The organism is Herbaspirillum sp. 3R11 (genome assembly GCF_004563925.1).
Taxonomy (GTDB): Bacteria; Pseudomonadota; Gammaproteobacteria; order Burkholderiales; family Burkholderiaceae_D; genus Herbaspirillum.
Map to the genome: position 1 here is coordinate 425,216 of NZ_SPNJ01000001.1, position 16,860 is coordinate 442,075.

Below are 16,860 nucleotides of genomic sequence, written 5' to 3' on the forward strand. Positions count from 1 at the left end.
AAGTCCGGGCGCGGGCGAGATGGGGGATGTTGTGATTTTGAAATCATTTCGGCACGTTCAGGAATTCCGCTCATGCGCAGCAAAGCCGGACGCGCCTGGCGCAATGTCCTCGCGCAGCGTCAGCGCGGGAATGTCATAGTCGCCGGCGTTCTGCGGACGAAATGCAATCGGCGTGGTGCTGGCGAGCGTGTCGAGGCGCTCGCCGAGCGCGGCACAGATGCCGGCATAGCGCGCAGCATCGGTCTTGCCGGTGCGATACACGACGAACGGCGGCAGCACTTCAAAGCCGGGGTAGTACAGGATGCCGTGGTGGATAGGGAACAGCAGGTCGTTGATCGGGCCGTTGATGCCGCGCGCCGCATAGTGCGACTCCCAGCCGCCGGTGGTGGTGATCACCATCGCGCGCTTGCCTGCCAGTGAACCTTCGCCGAAACGGTCGCCCCAGTGGGTATCGGAATGTTCACCGACGCCATAGGCGAAGCCGTAAGCGTAAACGCGTTCCACCCAGCCCTTCATGATGGCCGGCATGGAATACCACCACAGCGGGAATTGCAAAATCACCGTATCGGCCCAGCGCAGCTTGTCCTGTTCGCGCGCGATATCTGCACTTTGCAGGTCGTTCTCAAAGGCATGCATCGATGCCAGCGATGCATCGAAGCGTTCGCCGTTGCGCGGCGCCAGGCTGTCGTTGGCATCGATCGGCGCTTTCCAGTTCATGGCATACAGATCCGACACTTGTACGGCGTGGCCGGCCGCCTCCAGACGGGCAACCGCGAAATCCTTGAGGGAACCGTTCAGCGATTGCGGTTCGGGATGGGCGTAGACAATCAGGACATTCATGGCGGACTTTCAAAAGAAGGAAGCGCCCAGCTTAGGTCCGTATCAGGTATATTGGAAATGAATTTCCACAATTACAGGTATTACGAAAGCTGATCATGAACAAGCTGCGACAACTCGATCTCAATCTGCTGGTGACGCTGGATGTGCTGCTGTCCGAGCACAATGTCACGCGTGCGGCGCAGCGGCTCAACTTCTCCCAGCCGTCGGTCAGCGTGCATCTGGCCAAGCTGCGCGAAATATTCGGCGATCCATTGCTGTTGCCGGGACCACGCGGCATGCAACCCACCGCACGCGCCGAAGAATTGCGCGAACCGCTGCGTGAAGCCTTGCAGGCGCTCGAGCGTGCGGTGGCGCCGGGTGCTGGATTCGATCCCGCCACTGCGGACAATACCTGGCGCATCGCCGCTACTGATGCCACCGAAACGGCGGTGTTGCTGCCGGCCTTGCCAGGATTGCGCGCCGCCGCGCCCGGTACGCGCCTTGCGGTGGTTGAACTGGCGCCCACGCGCATCGCGCGGCAGGCGGAGCAGGGCGAGATCGACCTGGCCTTCCACACCAGCCATGACGCGCCGCCGGGCATGCGACAGCGCGTGCTGTTCCGCGAGCGCTATGTTCTGGTCGGTCGCAGCGGGCATCCAAAATTACGTCGCAAACCGACTCCGGCGCAGTTCTGCGCGCTGGAGCACGTGATCGTGTCGCCGGATGGCGGCGGCTTTCGCGGCGTTACCGACGACGCGCTGGCGGCTGTTGGACTGACGCGTCGCGTGGCATTGTCGGTGCCGCATTTTCTGTTCATGATGTCGGTGCTGGCCAATACCGACATGGTGGCGATGGTGCCGTCGCGCCTGATGCGAGGATCGGCGGCGCTGCAGGTGGTTGAGCCTCCCTTCGACGTCGCCGGTTATGACATGGCGATGCTGTGGCATGAGCGTTCGCATCGCGATCCGGCGCATCAATGGTTGCGCGATCATCTGGTCAATTCGATCTGATCACAGTCAGTCGTGATTCGGCTAGACTGCGGGCCATCACGATTTTTCTTACCCGATACCTGTTGAAATTTGATGAATAGAAAGAAAGCCACACTCATCGGACTTACCGCCGTCGTCCTTTGGAGTTCCATCGTTGGATTGATCCGCAGCGTCAGCGAGTATTTCGGCGCCACTGCCGGCGCGGCAATGATTTACAGCGTTGCGTCCTTGTTTTTACTGTGCTCGGTCGGTGTTCCAAAACTCAGTTCTTTCCCCAAGAAATACCTGCTGTGGGGAAGCCTCCTGTTTGTGACCTATGAGCTATGCCTCTCCCTGTCCATCGGCTATGCCAACTCGGGCAGGCAGGCCATTGAAGTGGGGATGGTCAATTATCTGTGGCCGACATTTACGCTCGTCGCCGCAATTGCTTTCGGCAAGCAGAGGGCGACCCTGCTGGTCCTTCCCGGCCTGGTTCTTTCGATTGTCGGTATCGGTTGGGTGGTGGGCGGCGATCAGGGACTGGACGTCCTCGGCATGCTCACCAACGTCAAAGAAAATCCGCTCAGCTACGGCCTGGCGTTTGCAGGGGCGCTTGTCTGGGCGGCATATTGCACCGTCACGACCAATGTCGCGAAGGGGAAAAACGGCGTGACGCTGTTCTTCATTCTTGTTTCACTGGCGCTGTGGGTGAAATTCTTCCTGGAGGACCACGGCCCTATTTCCTTCAGCACGCCGGCGGTGGTCTATCTGCTCCTGGCGGCGGCAGCGATGGGATTCGGCTATGCGGCGTGGAATGTCGGAATCCTGCACGGCAATGTCACCGTGCTGGCGGGATCGTCTTACTTCATTCCTGTTTTCTCGTCGGCGCTGTCCGCCGTCTTGCTGCATGCACCGCTGCCGAAATCGTTTTGGATTGGGGCATTGCTGGTGTGCGCAGGCTCGATACTGTGCTGGCGTGCAACCGCGGCCGCGAGCCCTTCAGCGGCGCAAGCAAACGTTGCCGCAGACCGCACCTGAACGGAGGCTTCCCGGTTGTCTTCCTGCGTGCGGGATTGCTAGAAATTCCCGGTTGCGATCTTGCGCGCTGCGTGCAGGCGCGCAAGATCGATTGCCTGCTCGCGGCTTTGTGCCGGGCGTTCTGACGCGACCGGCTGGCGCTCCAGAACGCGGATGCTGCGATACGAAGCGGCGCGGCCGCGATAGATGGTCAGGTAAGGCGTCCATGCCGACGCCGACAGGTCGGGGTAGGCTTCGAGCACAATTTCATATTGACCGATGACTTCAATCAGCATGTGTTCTCCGTTGGGTGTGGTTGCGTGTGCGCATTGTTTGGAACGTCGAGCTTAGGTGCGCGTTGCCGCCGCCGCCATCCGACCAAGGTGTGGCTGTGCTCATACCTTGGTTTAATCATCGCCCTTTTCCGACCGTGTTCCGGCTGTACTTCTTCATAGCGCAATCCCTTGCCCGCAAAGGTTTGCGCGCGATGTCAGTGGTTCTCATTCCCGCGCAACTGTGTTCCTCGCATGTTGCCTCATGTGTGCGTCCAGTGCCGACGCACTTGCTTTTAGACTTGCAGCAACAGGTCGAATAACGACAAGCGGCGCCAATCCGGCGCAGGCGTCACAGTTCGCCACGGTTCGTCACGGTTCGTCACGCACAGCGAGGACATCAGATGAGGCTCGAAAATATTTCCATACGGATCAGGCAAGCCATGGCGTTTGCCGTGGTGCTGGCCCGCGTCTCGTGAAAGCCATCGAGCGAGGCGATATGCGCAGGCATCTGTTCCGCCAGGTCGGCTTCAGTCGCAGCATTCTTGAATGGTGTACCTTTGGTGCCGTGCTGGTGTTCACCGCCTTGCTGATCGCCAACTTCATCTGGGCCGAACGGCGCCTGATCACGGCGTCGGAAACCTCGCGCATGCAGACGCAAGCCCGGATCATTGAAGAGAACCTGTCGCATCAGTTTCAGGGCGTGCGCAATGCGCTCGACAGCGCGCGTGAAGCGATCGTCGATCCTGCGCGTTGCGGCGGCGACTGCCAGAACCTGCTGCTGCATGCGCTCAAGCGCGCCATGCCTGGCGTACGCGCGCTGGTGGTGCTCGATGCTGAAGGCAAGATCCGCATGTCGGCCGACGACATGGGCGACCGCCATTTGGACGACCGCGATTTCCTGTCGCAGATTTCACAGATGTATTCACGCAAGCTGATGTATCTGTCGCAGCCGTTTGAAAACACGCCGGGCGTGTTCAACATCAAGCTGTCGGTGCCGATCCTCGACGCCGGCGCGCACAACGTCGGCGCCATCAGCGCCATCCTCAATCCGGAATACTTCGACGCCGTCATGCGTTCGGCGCTGTACGCGGAAGACATGAACAGCGCCATCACCCAGGAAGACGGCCGCCGCGTGCTGTTCGTACCGGCCAACACTGCAGCGATGCGCTCGCTTGGCGCAGGCGAGGACGACTTCCTGCTGCGCCATTTGCGCGGCGGCAATGCCACCAGCGTACTGGTCGGCCTGGGCGGCGACGGCGAGAAGCGCATGGTGGTGCAAAGAAGCGTGGCGCCGGGCGACCTCGGGCTGGACAAGACCCTGGTCATCAGCCTCACGCGCAGCGTCGACAAACTGCATGCCGGCTGGCACGACCTGGCGATGTCCTACCTGCTGGCGTGGTGCGTCTTCGCCATGATCGGCTCACTGGCGCTGGCGCTGGTGCAACGGCGTCGGCGCATTGCTCAACATCTTGTGCGTGCGCACGAGGCGCATCAGGCCGAAACCACCGAACGCATCGAACTGGCGCTGAGCGGCGCCAACCTCGGTCTGTGGGATTGGGACATCCCCAACGACAGCCGCACCGTCGACGCGCGCGCCAACGCCATGCTCGGCTATCCGGCCGAGCGCCAGCACAACACGCCCGGCGAATGGCGCAGCCTGGTCAATCCTGAGCATCGCGACGAACTCGACCGAGTGCTGCGCCAGCATCTGCACGACAGCAGTCATTCGTTCGAAGCCGAATACCAGATGTGGCATCGCGACGGCCATTGGGTCTGGATCCAGTGCCGCGGCCGCGTGGTGCAGCGCGATGTGCACGGTCGCGCCCTGCGCATGGTCGGCACGCGCATGGATATCAGCGCGCGCAAACAGGCCGAGGCCGACATTGCACACCTGGCGTTCTACGACGGCCTGACCAATCTTCCCAACCGACGCCTGCTGCTGGAACGCCTGGCGCATGCAGTGGCGCGCAGTGAACGCGGCGGTTATCACGGGGCGGTGATCTTCGTCGACCTCGACAACTTCAAATCACTCAATGACACCATGGGCCACGACATGGGTGACCAGTTGCTGGGCCTGGTGGCGCGCCGCCTCACGCAAGTGACGCGTGAAGTGGATACCGTGGCGCGCCTAGGCGGTGACGAATTCGTGATCCTGCTGGATGACCTTGGCGCTTCCCCCGAAGAAGCAGGCAACAACGCCGAGTTCGTTTGCCGCAAGGTGCTGGCCGCGCTCAACGCCGGCTATGCGCTCGGCGCCTATGAATTGCGCAGCACGCCCAGCATCGGCGTGGTGATGTTCGGAGGCGGCGAACACACCGTCAACGACCTGCTGCGGCAGGCCGACATGGCGATGTACGAAGCCAAGGCGGCAGGGCGCAATACTTTCCGTTTTTTCGATCCGCGCATGCAGGAAGCGCTCGACGAAATCGCCATGCTGGAAACCGACCTGCGGCATGCCTTGGCGCGCAAGGAATTGCTGTTGCACTACCAGCCCATCGTTGACAACGACGGTCGCCTGAGCGGCGTCGAGGCGCTGATGCGCTGGCGGCATCCGCAGCGCGGGCTGGTGTTTCCCGGCACCTTCATTACCCAGGCCGAAAAGTCCGGCATCATCGTCGAGTTCGGCGAGTGGGCGCTGGAAACCGCCTGCGAACAACTGGTGCAATGGTCGGCGCGTCGCGATACCGCGCACCTGACGATCGCCGTCAACGTCAGCGCGCGCCAGTTCCGCCAGCCGGAATTCACCCAGCGCATCCTGCAGATCATCGAGCGCACCGGCGCCAATCCGCGTCGCCTCAAGCTGGAATTGACCGAGAGCATGCTGCTGACCGACGTCGAAGACCTGATCCACAAAATGAGCATGCTGAAGACGCATGGCGTCGGCTTCTCGCTGGACGATTTCGGTACCGGTTATTCGTCGCTGAGCTATCTGAAGAAGCTGCCGATTGACCAGTTGAAGATCGACCGCTCGTTCGTCCAGGACATGCTGCTGACGCCGCACGCGTCATCGATCGTCCGCACCATCGTCAATCTGGCGCAGAGTATGGGGCTGCAAGTGGTGGCGGAGGGGGTGGAGACGGCGGAGCAATGGGCGGCGCTGAAGAAGATCGGCTGTGGCAACTTCCAGGGCTATCTGTTTGCTCGTCCCGGCACGATCGGTGACCTGCGGCATTGGTTCGCCGCGGTGGACGATACAGCGTCGAGCGTGCGTTCGTCTCACCTGAGTTTGGTCAATCCGGTTCCCTGAACAGCTGCGCGCGGCCGGGAAGCTTTTGGCAGGGCAGCCGGAGGTGTTGCAGCAATGGACCTTACTGCATTCAATTGTGTGGCAATGCCGCCGAGCGTTTGTACTGCGGCTTCCAGTCTCGGACTCCAGGGAAAGCTGCAGTTCAGGCGCAGGCAATTGCGGAACTGTTCGTCGATGCTGAACATGGTGCCGGGCGCGATGCTGATGCCCTCGCCGTGGCCGCGCGAATACAGTTCCAGCGCGTCGATATGCGCGGGCATGACAACCCACAGCAGATAGCCGCCGGTAGGGTGCGACACGCGGGTGCCGGCCGGGAAGAAGCGCAGCACCGCTGCGCTCATGATGCGCACTTGTTGGGCGTAGGTCTTGCGCAGGCGGCGCAGGTGGTAGTCGTAACCTTCGTTCTTGAGGTAGTCGGCGATCGCCATCTGCGGCGTCGACGGCGTCGTCACTGTGTTGAGGAATTTGAGACCTTCGATACTTTCGCGATAGCGTCCCGGCAGGGTCCAGCCGATGCGCGGTTCGGCCGTCAGGCTTTTCGAGAAAGAGCTGCAGTACAGCACCAGTCCGGCGCGGTCGAAAGCCTTCAGCGATTTGGGACGCTGCTCGTCGAAGTGCAGTTCACCGTAGACATCGTTCTCGATGAGGGGAAGGTCATGTCTGCGCATCATCTCCACCAGCATCTTCTTGCGCTGCTCGGGCATGACGAAGCCGAGTGGATTCTGGAAATTCGGCATGACGATGCAAGCCACGATGCCCTCGGCGGCGATGGCTTCTTCCAGTGCGTCGATATCGATGCCGGTCTCGGGATCGGTGGCGATCGGCACGGCGCGCATACCCATCCGGGCGATGGCATGCAACACGGCGTAGTAGGCCGGCGCCTCCACGGCGATGGCGTCGCCGCTCCTGGCGACCGCTTGCAGGCACAGGTTGATGGCTTCGGTGGCGCCTTCGGTGATGATGATTTCGGCGGCGTCGATTGCCAGCCCGGTTTCAAGATGGCGACGGGCGATTTGCCGGATCAGTTCGGGATGGCCGGGCGGCAGCGCACCGATCAGTTCCTGGCGTTCGCGGCGTTTGTAGAGGCCACGCGCGAGCTGGCTGATCCTGGCCTCGGGAAACAGCGACGGGTCGGGATAGGGCGAGCCGAGCGGCACCGAATTCTGGCAATTGATCATGCGCAGGTTGGACAGCACCAGTGCGTACGACGACAGGTTTTCCGCCGTCGGCTGTATAGCCGGCGGGCGCGAGGGCGATGTCGAGGATGCGGCGTCCTGTTGGCCGGCGCGCACGAAGTAGCCCGACTGCGGCCGGCTCTCGATCACGCCGCGGCTCTCCAGCAACAGGTAGGCGCGGATCACGGTGGAGATGCTGAGATTGTGTTGCTGGCTGGTGCGTCGGACCGACGGGATCTTTTCGCCCTCGTGCATGACGCCGCGGGCGATTTGTTCTCTGATGGTTTCCGCGAGCGTTTCGTATAGCTTCATGGTGTTTTCCCCGAGATGCTTCATTGCACCCTTTTTCCATGTTATGTCGCCGACTGCCGTCCGCCAATCATACGAGAGTATGAGCGCGTTTTATTGTATTTCCGGCCGGAAAGGCTGCCCCTGTCCGCTTTTCCGGATCAGACGATAATACAGATTTTCCGAAATCCACCTTCAAGTAAATGACATGAACGAACATATATCCGCAGTTGAACTCGGCAAAGCCTACCGCTTGTTGAATCACGGTCCGACGGTGCTGGTGTCGGCCGAACATGGCGGCACCGTCAACGTCATGGCGGCGGCCTGGGCTTGCGCACTGGATTTCGCCCCGCCCAAGGTGACGGTGGTGCTGGACAAGGCCACCGCCACGCGCGCGCTGGTGGAGCAGAGCGGCTTCTTTGTGTTGCAGGTGCCCAACGCCGCTCAGTTGGAGCTGACCCAGGCGGTCGGCAGCACCAGCTTGTCGGAAGCGCCGGACAAGCTCGGCCGCTGCGGCGTGGAGTTATTCCGGGCGGAAGGTCACGACCAGCCGCTGGTGGCAGGCTGCTCCGCGTGGCTGGTATGTCGCCTGATCCCGGAGCCGCACAACCAGAACACCTACGACCTGTTCATCGGCGAAGTCGTCGGCGCCTGGGCCGACACGCGGGTTTTCCGCGACGGCCACTGGCGCTTCGAAGACGCGGGTCCGGAATGGCGCAGCCTGCACTACATTGCCGGCGGGAATTACTACGCCATAGGCGAACCTCTGCGTGCCGCAGGAGGCGAAGCGGCGTAACCCCGCCCGCGTCGATCACTTCGCTTTGTCCTACACGGTAATCAGTGTTTCTCGACCTGCTCTTTTGCAGCCGGTTTGGAGATACTCCTCAGCGCCGGGAGGAACATTGTTGTCATCAGTACATGTGCTGTGGCAACCTGTGACGTCAGCAGGGGGGCGGCAAACATTCATCAGAAATGAATCGGGAAATGGCTCTTGGACACCAATAATAATCAACCAATGGCGACAGACGCAGCGGATCTCAGCGCACCGCGCGTGGGATTCGACGTGCAGCGACGCCTCCTGATCGCCTTGCTGGCGCTGTGCGTGCTGATTTCCGCGGCGTTACTGAGCGTGCTCGGCTTCGTCCAGTGGCGCACCCTGCATGAACAGGCCGAACTCTCGGCGGCGCGCGCCACGGTGGTGGCCAAGGAACACGCGGACAAAGTGTTCGAACTCAACGCTGCGCTCAAGGGGCGTATTGAAGACTTGCTCGGCGGGATGAGCGAGAGCGCGATCCACGCCGACGAAAGAAACATCCACACCAAATTGCGCCGCATGATCGCCGGCCTGCCGCAGGTCGTGTCAGTCGGCATCATCGGCAAGGACGGCGAGCTGCTGGTGCACAGCCGCGAGTATCCGTCGCCGGGGACGATCGTGTCGGACCGGGATTATTTCAAGACGCTCAAGGAAGGCAAGCAGGAGTCGGTCTCTCCCGTGGTGATCGGCCGGCGTGCCCTGCAGCCGGTGTTTACCGATGGCGTGGCGCGGCGCTCGGAGAGCGGTGAATTCCTCGGCATCATCCTGGTGTCGCTCGATCCAAATTATTTCTTGTCCTTCTACGAGGAAATGCTGCCCGGCGACATGCATCAGTCGTTGTCACTGGTGCGCGAGGACGGCGCGCTGCTGGTCCGTTATCCACGCCTGCTGGGCGAGTTCTCGACCGTGCCGGCGGGGTCGCCGTTCTTCCGCGGCATCCAGGCGAACCCGGAGTCGGGTGCATTGGTCGGTATTTCTCCCATTGACGGCGACAAGAAAATCCTCGCTTATCGGCGCGTCGCCAATCACGATCTCTATGTGGTGTCGGCCGGCTCACTGACAAGCGTGCGAAACGCCTGGCTATCCTACATGGCGTTGGCGGCGGCCTTGCTGCTGGTACCGTGCGGGCTGCTGTGCGGAATCATCGTGTTCGCGATTCGTAAAGTGCGCGACCAGCGCGTCGCGTGGAGCCACTGGAGACGCGAATTCAGCCTGCGCCACACGGCCGAATCCACGCTGCGCGAATCGCAGAAATTTGAAGCGCTCGGCAAGCTGCTCGGCCGCGTGGCGCACGATTTCAACAACTGCCTGATGGTGGTCACGACCGGCATCCAGATCATCCGCCTCAAGCGCATCGCCGGCGTTGAAAAGCAGATTGATGCGATTGAGCGTGCCGTCAATGGCGGTCAGCAACTGACGCGGCAATTGCTGGGCGTGAGCCGTCGTCAGCCGCTCAAGCCGGAGGTACTCGCGCTGCAGACCCGCCTCCCGGAATGGCAGATCCTGTTGCTCAATCCGATCGGCGCCGAGCGCTGTACGGTTGTGGTGGAGCCGGATACCTGGCCGGTCTGCGTCGATCCGATCGAGCTGCAGTTGGCGCTGATCAACGTGCTCATGAACGCACGCGATGCGAGTCCCTCCGAGGGCAAGATCACGCTGCAGGTTGGGAATGTCCTCAAGCGCAACGACGAACAAACACATGATTATTTTGTGCGCCTCGCCATCGTTGATCACGGCATCGGCATGTCCGAGAGCGCACGCCGACAAGCGTTCGATCCGCTGTTCACGACCAAGGAAGCAGGCAAGGGAACCGGATTGGGATTGTCGCAGGTACAGAATTTTGCACGCGCCGCCGGCGGCCATGTGGAATTGGAAAGTACGCTCGGCGTCGGCACCACGGTATCCATCTTCCTGCCGGCGGCCGAAGGCGCGGTGCGAGAGCCGGAGCCGGATCCGGCGGCAACGCCTGCGGTGGTGAAGCCGTTGAAGCTGCTGCTGGTCGAAGACAACCTCGACGTCGCCGACGGCATCATCACGCTGCTGCAGACGGCCGGGCACACGGTCACGCACATGAAGAACGCGATGGATGCAGAGCAGTTCCTGTTGGATAACCAGGTCGAACTGGTGATCTCCGACATCCACATGCCGGGAGGCATCACCGGCATCGCGCTGGCGAAGAAACTCCAACTGTCGCACCCGGCCTTGCCGGTGGTCCTCATCAGCGGCTATGCCGAAGACCTGCAGTCGGCGATGAAGAGCGGCTTCAAGGTCGTGTCGAAACCGTTCTCGCTGGAGAGCATCAATCAGCATTTACGGATTGATGACATACAGATCGACCCGGTGGGACAGGGCCGATAAAATCCGGTCTTTCTCGCGATGCAGTCTTCCTGTCAAATCAACAGTCGGTCAGCTTTCGTAAAAATGACGGCAACGCACGTCGTTGCTAGCCTTTTTGCAATCGGATAAAATGAGAATAATTCCCATTTAAGTGAGTGCCACGCACTCCTATATCCATAAGAGAGGGCGGGGCCGGCTATGGAGTTTTACGCACAACAGCAGATTGACGCTCTCTACGTCGACCATCACACGTGGCTCAGGACTTGGTTGCAGCGACGACTGGGCAACGCCGCCGATGCCGCCGATCTGGCGCATGACGCCTTTCTTCGCCTGATGTTGAAACCAGCCCCGCGCGGCTTCGGCAGCGTAGGAGAGGCGCGCGCGTACTTGCGCACCATGGCCCAGGGCATGTGCATCAACCTCTGGCGCCGCCGTGAAATCGAGCAGGCCTGGCTCGACACGCTGGCGGCGCATCCCGAGCAATGCGCACCGTCTGCGGAGCGGCAGGCGATCATTCTTGAAGCGCTCCACGAGATGAGCGCCTTGCTGCTCGGACTGCCGCCTAAGGCGGCCAAAGCCTTTCTGATGGTGAGCGTGTGCGAGATGACTGAACCCGAAACAGCTGCCGAGCTTGGCGTGTCTTCACGCATGGTGCGCAAGTATGTGGCGCAGGCAATGCTCTGCTGCATGCAGGCCAACGCGCGCCATACCGCAGCTGAGCTTCGCTATTCCTCCGAACTGTGAGCACGTCGGCAATGAGCACGGCGTCGTCCGGTTCTCCCTCGGAAATTCCGCATCGCGCCATGGAAGAGGCCGCCGAATGGTATGCGCTGCTGGTGTCCGGCCAGGCCGGCGACGACGACAAGTCACGTTGGCAATCCTGGTTGGCGGCAAGTCCGCACCATCGCCAGGCGTGGGCTTATGTGGAGTCGGTCAGCCGTCGCATCCTGGCGCCGCTGCAGCAGACTCCCGATCCGCAGGCGACTTCCGATAGTTTGCTGACGGTCAACCACCGGTTGCTGAAGCGTCGCCGGGTGCTGACGCGCGTGGCGGCATTTACGGGCATCAGCCTGCTGGGATGGGGGGCATGGTATCGCATGGCTGTAGGGCAATTCGTTGCAGTTCTCGCGGCAGACCACCATACCGGCACCGGCGAGATACGGGAAGTTGCGTTGCCTGACGGGACACGCGTCTGGCTCAATACCGCCAGCGCTTTCAACGCCGACTACCAGCCCGCGCTGCGCCGTCTTCATCTGCTGGCCGGCGAGATCCTGATCACCACTGCGGCCGATGCTTCCCGGCCATTTGTCGTCGATACCGCGCAAGGACGGCTGCGCGCGCTGGGGACGCGGTTCACCGTACGCCTGGAAGAAGGCAAGACTTTCCTCGCCGTCTATGAAGGCAAAGTAGAAGTGCGCACCGCCAACGGCAGCGCCGCCGTCGTCATTCCGGCCGGTCAACAGACCACGTTTGACGGCGTCGCCGTGCAGCGGGTTTCACCAGCAGATCCGGCGCGCCAGGCCTGGAGCCAGGGACAACTGGTCGCCTGGGATCTGCCGTTGCAGGAGATTGTGCAGGAATTGCGGCGTTATCACGGCGGTCATCTGGGCGTGGCGCCGGAACTCGCTCAAAGACACGTCTTCGGCATCTATCCGCTGGGCGACGTACCGCAAACGATGAGCATGCTGGCCGATGCCGTGCACGCACGCGTCAGTCGTCCTCTTCCCTGGTGGACGACGATCGAAGCCGACGACCGCAGCAGCGCGTCAAAAAAATAATTTCAGATTTCTCTGCAAAACCGGTTCCGCTTTTGCATCCCTCGATTGATTCATGGAGTAAGAGAAGTCACATCCATGCCTCTTCCTGCAGGGACGGAAGAGTGTGCCGAACCCCACGCTTGCGGAGTCTGTCGGAGATACAGACGAAGCGGCGGTTCGGTGCTGAAGATGGGACTTGATCTTTTCATCTTCCCTCTTTCTTTGGAGTCGACTTCCCATGCATCACCGTCTGTCTCATCGTCTGCCTGGCCGCCTGTCTTGCGCTCTGTCCCGTACTGCTATCGCGATACCACCCAATGAAATGGCGCAGCGTGCCGCCGGCTCCCGGTTTGCCTTGCGCCCGTTGGTTCTGGCCTTGCAACTGAGCGCGATCGCGGCGGCGGCCTGGTCCGGCGACACGCATGCGCAATCTGCGTCAAACGCAGGCAATCCGTCCAGGCAGCAGCCAGTCGCCGCGTCCGACGCCGTGCACGGTTACGACATCCCGCCGGGACCATTGCAGACGGTATTGACGCGATTTGCCGGCGAAGCCGGCGTATTCCTGGCTGGCGCGATTGAATTGACCAGCGGCAAGAACAGTGCGGGACTGAAAGGAAACTACACTGTGCGGGAGGGATTCGCCGCTATCCTCGGCGGCATGGGCCTCGACGTCGTGCTCAATAGCCAAGGGCAGTACGTATTGCGGCGTGCGGCGCCGGGGGCCGCCGCCGGCGTGCTGCCTGCCGTGACAATCACGGCAACGGAAGACGCGTCGCCGGGAATTTACGCCGGAGGACAGGTCGCCCGCAAAGGAAAGATCGGCTTCCTCGGGGATCGCGACTTCATGGATACGCCCTTCAACGTCACGACCATCACGGCGGAGACGATACAGAACCAGCAGGCGCGCACCATCGGCGACGTCGTCAAGAACGACCCATCGGTACGCACCATCTGGCCCGACGTCAGCTACATCAGCCAGTTCACGATCCGTGGATTTCCAACGCAAACGCAAGACATGGCCGTCAACGGACTGTATGGCATCGTGCCGCCGCAGATGACCGGCGGACTGGAAGCCATCGAGCGCGTTGAGATCCTCAAAGGTCCCAGCGCGCTGCTCAACGGCATGGCGCCGACCGGCGGCGTCGGCGGCAACATCAATCTGGTCACCAAGCGCGCCACCGACAAGCCCATTACCCAGCTCACCACCAGCTATTATTCCGACGCCCAGTTCGGCGCCCATCTCGATCTGGGGCGACGATTCGGGCAGGACAACAGCTGGGGCATCCGCTTCAACGGCGCCTATCGCGACGGCCGCACGGGCGTCAACGATCAGTCGCAACGGGCGTCATCGGCAACCGTGGGCATTGACTACCGCAGCGAACGTTTCCGCGTCTCGGCGGACCTCGGCTATCACGACATGCGTACCGATGCGCCGACGCGCATCGTGTATACCGACAATGCCAATTTTCAGATTCCTTCTGCGCCGGACAGCCGCCTCAGCCTCGGGCAGCCATGGTATTTCGCAAAATCGACAGACCGTTTCGGCATGATCCAGGGTGAGGTGGACATCACTGACAATCTGAGCGCCTATGCGGCGTTCGGTGCGCGGAAAAACGATTTCCTCGGTCTGTACAACTTCATCTATCTGCAAAATGCAGCCGGGAATTTCCGCGCCAATCAATACTTCCAGCCGACGTTTTCCAACAGCAACACCAGTGTTGCGGGCCTGAAAGGCAAGTTCAGCACCGGACCCGTGAAGCACGAAGTCAATCTGAGCGCCACGACGCTGCATACCGAGTCCGGCGTGCTGGCGCCGATTTTTGCCACCTACACATCCAACATGTACGCGCCGGGAAGCATCAGCCAACCGAGCCTGTCGGCCTATTCCAGCACGGCGCCAAAAACGGCGGAATCGGATCTGGACAGTATCGCCCTGGCCGACACGCTGTCCTTCTTTGACGATACGGTGCAACTGACGCTTGGAGCGCGACAACAAAACGTCAAGGTGCGTAATTTCAGCGCCACCACCAGCGCGCAAACGTCGTTGTACGACCGCAGCAAAGTGACGCCGGCGGTGGGACTGATCGTCAAACTTTCGCCGGCCGTCAGCCTGTACGGCAACTACATTGAAGGCCTCAGCCAGGGACCGACCGCACCGGCAGGAACGACGAATGCCGGCGCCATGTTCGAGCCGCTCGCGTCCAGGCAATATGAAGCGGGCGTCAAGTACGACATGGGACGTTTCGCCACCACCATCGGCGTTTTTCAGATCGAGCAGCCGAGCGGTTACACCAATACGGCAACCAATACCTATGGCGTTGACGGCAAGCAGCGCAATCAGGGGATTGAAATCAATGCGTTCGGCGAGGCCGCACGCGGCGTCCGATTGCTTGGCGGCGTGAGCTTCCTGCGCGGCATCATGACGAAGACGGCCGGCGGCACTTTCGACGGCAAGAAGGCGATCGGCGTGCCGACCACGCAGCTCAATCTGGGCGCCGAATGGGATACACCCTATGTACCCGGAATGACGCTCACGGGACGTGTGATCTATACCTCTTCGCAGTACTACAACGTCGCCAACACCCAGAGCATTCCGTCATGGACGCGTCTCGATCTTGGTGCACGCTATAACACCAGCATTGCGGGAACACCGGTGGTGATTCGCGCCGCCATCGAGAATGCACTGGGCAAGGATTACTGGGCGGCGACATCCAGTTCCTTCGGACTTGCCCGCGGCGCACCGCGCACGCTGCTGATTTCGACGACCTTCGATTTCTGATGGCAAGAGTCCTGATGCCGGCGTTCCGCCTGGGGACGATACGGCTGCGGCGCACAGTGCATCGCTGGAGCAGCCTGGGATGCACGCTGTTCTTGCTGCTCTCGTGCGTGACGGGTTTGCCGATGATCTTTTCGGATGAGATTGATGAGCTCATGGCGCCGCCTGCCATGCTCAGAGGTCCCGCCGTGAAGGTTGACCCGCCCAGCCTGGACGGCATGATCACGGTCGCCGCAGCACGCTACCCGCAGGAGAAGGTGCGTTTCGTATTTTTCGACAAGGATGAGCGCCAGGTCAAGGTCGTGCTGGGGCCGGCCGATATGCCCGACCGCCGTCGCGATCATCCGCTGGTCTTCGATGCGGACAGCGGGATGCTGCTCGACGAACCGCTGCCGGTGGCAAGTCGCCGCCTGAGCGTCATGGGCGTGCTCAATCGGCTGCATACCGATCTGTTCGCCGGGTTTGCAGGCGAGATGTTGATGGGATTTGTCGGTGTTTTGTTTGTGGTGGCAATCATCTCGGGAGTGGTGTTGTACGCACCGTACATGAAGCGCTTGTCGTTTGGCACGCTGCGACAGCGCAACTCAAGGATACGATGGCTCGACCTGCATAATCTGACGGGAATCGTCATTGCCGTCTGGCTGGCCGTGGTGGGCGCAACGGGAGTGCTCAACGAAGTGTCGAAGCCGTTGGCCGCGCTATGGAGAGCAGGGGAGGCAGGTCGTTTCGGCAGCGGTGACCATGTTCCTTTGGGGCGCGGCGACTCCGCTTCCGTCGACGCCGTCTTCGCGAAGGTGAGGGATGCCCTGCCTGAAAATAACGTGACGAGCATTATTTTCCCGAGTCGGACATTCAACAATCCGCGACATTTTCTGGTCTGGTCCAACGGCAACACGCCGCTGACCCATCGCCTGTTCAGCGCGGCCTTCGTGGACGCAGCAAGCGGCAAGCTGGCATCGGTCGCGCAGATGCCGGGATATTTGCGCGCGCTCCAACTGTCCCGGCCGCTGCATTTCGGCGACTTCGGCGGGATGCCGCTGAAAGTGGTCTGGGCCTTCCTCGATGTGATTGCCATCCTTGTATTGGTCAGCGGTTTTCTGCTTTACGCAAAACGGTCAAAGGAAATCGGCAATACACTGGCCTAGTGCTGGAAATCGCAATCAAGACAGTCATCGGAAACGGGCCGATCTGCGCTCGTTTCCTCGATCTGCGCTCGTTTCCTTTTTCTCCACCATCTTCTCCCTCTCCAACTCTTCCTCCGGCGCACATCCCGCCAAATCAACACGCTCCCCTTGCACTCCGGAAACGCCAAGGCACGCGCGCATGCCGTCGGGAAGGTGTTTTGGCGACACCTTGATTGAGCATTCAATTAAATGATGAATTACTT

The 16,860-nt window shown here is 61.2% G+C and carries 12 protein-coding genes; 9 read left to right on the forward strand and 3 right to left on the reverse strand.

The features are described 5' to 3' along the window. Positions 1-57: 57 nt before the first annotated feature. A complete protein-coding gene (locus E4P32_RS01950) occupies positions 58-840 on the reverse strand; it encodes an NAD(P)H-dependent oxidoreductase (protein ID WP_116433498.1) in 783 nt (260 codons plus the stop codon). A 95-nt stretch (positions 841-935) separates the two neighbouring features. On the opposite strand from E4P32_RS01950, the gene E4P32_RS01955 reads away from it, so the two are divergent. Next, entirely contained in the window at positions 936-1,829 is an 894-nt protein-coding gene (locus E4P32_RS01955; protein ID WP_116433497.1) for a LysR family transcriptional regulator, read from the forward strand. 72 nt (positions 1,830-1,901) lie between these two features. After that, positions 1,902-2,825, forward strand: coding sequence for an aromatic amino acid DMT transporter YddG (gene yddG, locus E4P32_RS01960; RefSeq protein WP_135008696.1), 924 nt, complete (start codon positions 1,902-1,904; stop codon positions 2,823-2,825). 38 nt (positions 2,826-2,863) lie between these two features. On the opposite strand, the gene E4P32_RS01965 is transcribed toward yddG, so the two are convergent. Further along, entirely contained in the window at positions 2,864-3,100 is a 237-nt protein-coding gene (locus E4P32_RS01965) for a hypothetical protein (protein WP_116433495.1), read from the reverse strand. A gap of 475 nt (positions 3,101-3,575) precedes the next feature. On the opposite strand from E4P32_RS01965, the gene E4P32_RS01970 reads away from it, so the two are divergent. Next, entirely contained in the window at positions 3,576-6,326 is a 2,751-nt protein-coding gene (locus E4P32_RS01970) for an EAL domain-containing protein (RefSeq protein WP_233526585.1), read from the forward strand. Here E4P32_RS01970 and E4P32_RS01975 read toward each other — a convergent pair. After that, positions 6,296-7,813, reverse strand: a complete 1,518-nt coding sequence (locus tag E4P32_RS01975) for a PLP-dependent aminotransferase family protein (protein ID WP_116433950.1) — start codon at positions 7,811-7,813, stop codon at positions 6,296-6,298. The two genes, E4P32_RS01970 and E4P32_RS01975, sit on opposite strands and share 31 nt — an antisense overlap. 184 nt (positions 7,814-7,997) lie before the next feature. Here E4P32_RS01975 and E4P32_RS01980 point away from each other — a divergent pair, with 184 nt between their 5' ends. The 6 genes from E4P32_RS01980 to E4P32_RS02005 all read left to right on the forward strand — a co-directional run bounded on the left by E4P32_RS01980 (position 7,998) and on the right by E4P32_RS02005 (position 16,618). Then, complete coding sequence (locus tag E4P32_RS01980) at positions 7,998-8,585, forward strand: flavin reductase family protein (RefSeq protein ID WP_116433493.1); 588 nt, start codon at positions 7,998-8,000, stop codon at positions 8,583-8,585. Positions 8,586-8,804: 219 nt separating this feature from the next. Then, on the forward strand, positions 8,805-10,961 hold the full coding sequence (locus E4P32_RS01985) for a hybrid sensor histidine kinase/response regulator (RefSeq protein WP_116433492.1): 2,157 nt from the start codon (positions 8,805-8,807) through the stop codon (positions 10,959-10,961). Positions 10,962-11,138: 177 nt separating this feature from the next. Next, positions 11,139-11,684, forward strand: coding sequence for a sigma-70 family RNA polymerase sigma factor (locus E4P32_RS01990; RefSeq protein WP_116433491.1), 546 nt, complete (start codon positions 11,139-11,141; stop codon positions 11,682-11,684). An 11-nt stretch (positions 11,685-11,695) separates the two neighbouring features. Then, complete coding sequence (locus tag E4P32_RS01995; protein WP_199525586.1) at positions 11,696-12,718, forward strand: FecR family protein; 1,023 nt, start codon at positions 11,696-11,698, stop codon at positions 12,716-12,718. Between the two features lie 301 nt (positions 12,719-13,019). Further along, complete coding sequence (locus tag E4P32_RS02000; RefSeq protein ID WP_233526584.1) at positions 13,020-15,476, forward strand: TonB-dependent receptor; 2,457 nt, start codon at positions 13,020-13,022, stop codon at positions 15,474-15,476. Next, on the forward strand, positions 15,476-16,618 hold the full coding sequence (locus tag E4P32_RS02005; protein WP_116433490.1) for a PepSY-associated TM helix domain-containing protein: 1,143 nt from the start codon (positions 15,476-15,478) through the stop codon (positions 16,616-16,618). The genes E4P32_RS02000 and E4P32_RS02005 overlap by 1 nt, the downstream gene beginning before the upstream one ends. Positions 16,619-16,860 lie beyond the last annotated feature (242 nt).

Excerpts from the sequence above, each read along its gene's own strand:
- E4P32_RS02005 (WP_116433490.1), top strand. The coding sequence starts at position 15,476 with ATGGCAAGAGTCCTGATGCCGGCGTTCCGCCTGGGGACGATACGGCTG.
- E4P32_RS01975 (WP_116433950.1), bottom strand. The coding sequence starts at position 7,813 with ATGAAGCTATACGAAACGCTCGCGGAAACCATCAGAGAACAAATCGCC.
- E4P32_RS01995 (WP_199525586.1), top strand. The coding sequence starts at position 11,696 with ATGAGCACGGCGTCGTCCGGTTCTCCCTCGGAAATTCCGCATCGCGCC.
- E4P32_RS01970 (WP_233526585.1), top strand. The coding sequence starts at position 3,576 with ATGCGCAGGCATCTGTTCCGCCAGGTCGGCTTCAGTCGCAGCATTCTT.
- E4P32_RS01955 (WP_116433497.1), top strand. The coding sequence starts at position 936 with ATGAACAAGCTGCGACAACTCGATCTCAATCTGCTGGTGACGCTGGAT.
- E4P32_RS02000 (WP_233526584.1), top strand. The coding sequence starts at position 13,020 with ATGGCGCAGCGTGCCGCCGGCTCCCGGTTTGCCTTGCGCCCGTTGGTT.
- E4P32_RS01985 (WP_116433492.1), top strand. The coding sequence starts at position 8,805 with ATGGCGACAGACGCAGCGGATCTCAGCGCACCGCGCGTGGGATTCGAC.
- E4P32_RS01980 (WP_116433493.1), top strand. The coding sequence starts at position 7,998 with ATGAACGAACATATATCCGCAGTTGAACTCGGCAAAGCCTACCGCTTG.
- E4P32_RS01965 (WP_116433495.1), bottom strand. The coding sequence starts at position 3,100 with ATGCTGATTGAAGTCATCGGTCAATATGAAATTGTGCTCGAAGCCTAC.
- yddG (WP_135008696.1), top strand. The coding sequence starts at position 1,902 with ATGAATAGAAAGAAAGCCACACTCATCGGACTTACCGCCGTCGTCCTT.
- E4P32_RS01950 (WP_116433498.1), bottom strand. The coding sequence starts at position 840 with ATGAATGTCCTGATTGTCTACGCCCATCCCGAACCGCAATCGCTGAAC.
- E4P32_RS01990 (WP_116433491.1), top strand. The coding sequence starts at position 11,139 with ATGGAGTTTTACGCACAACAGCAGATTGACGCTCTCTACGTCGACCAT.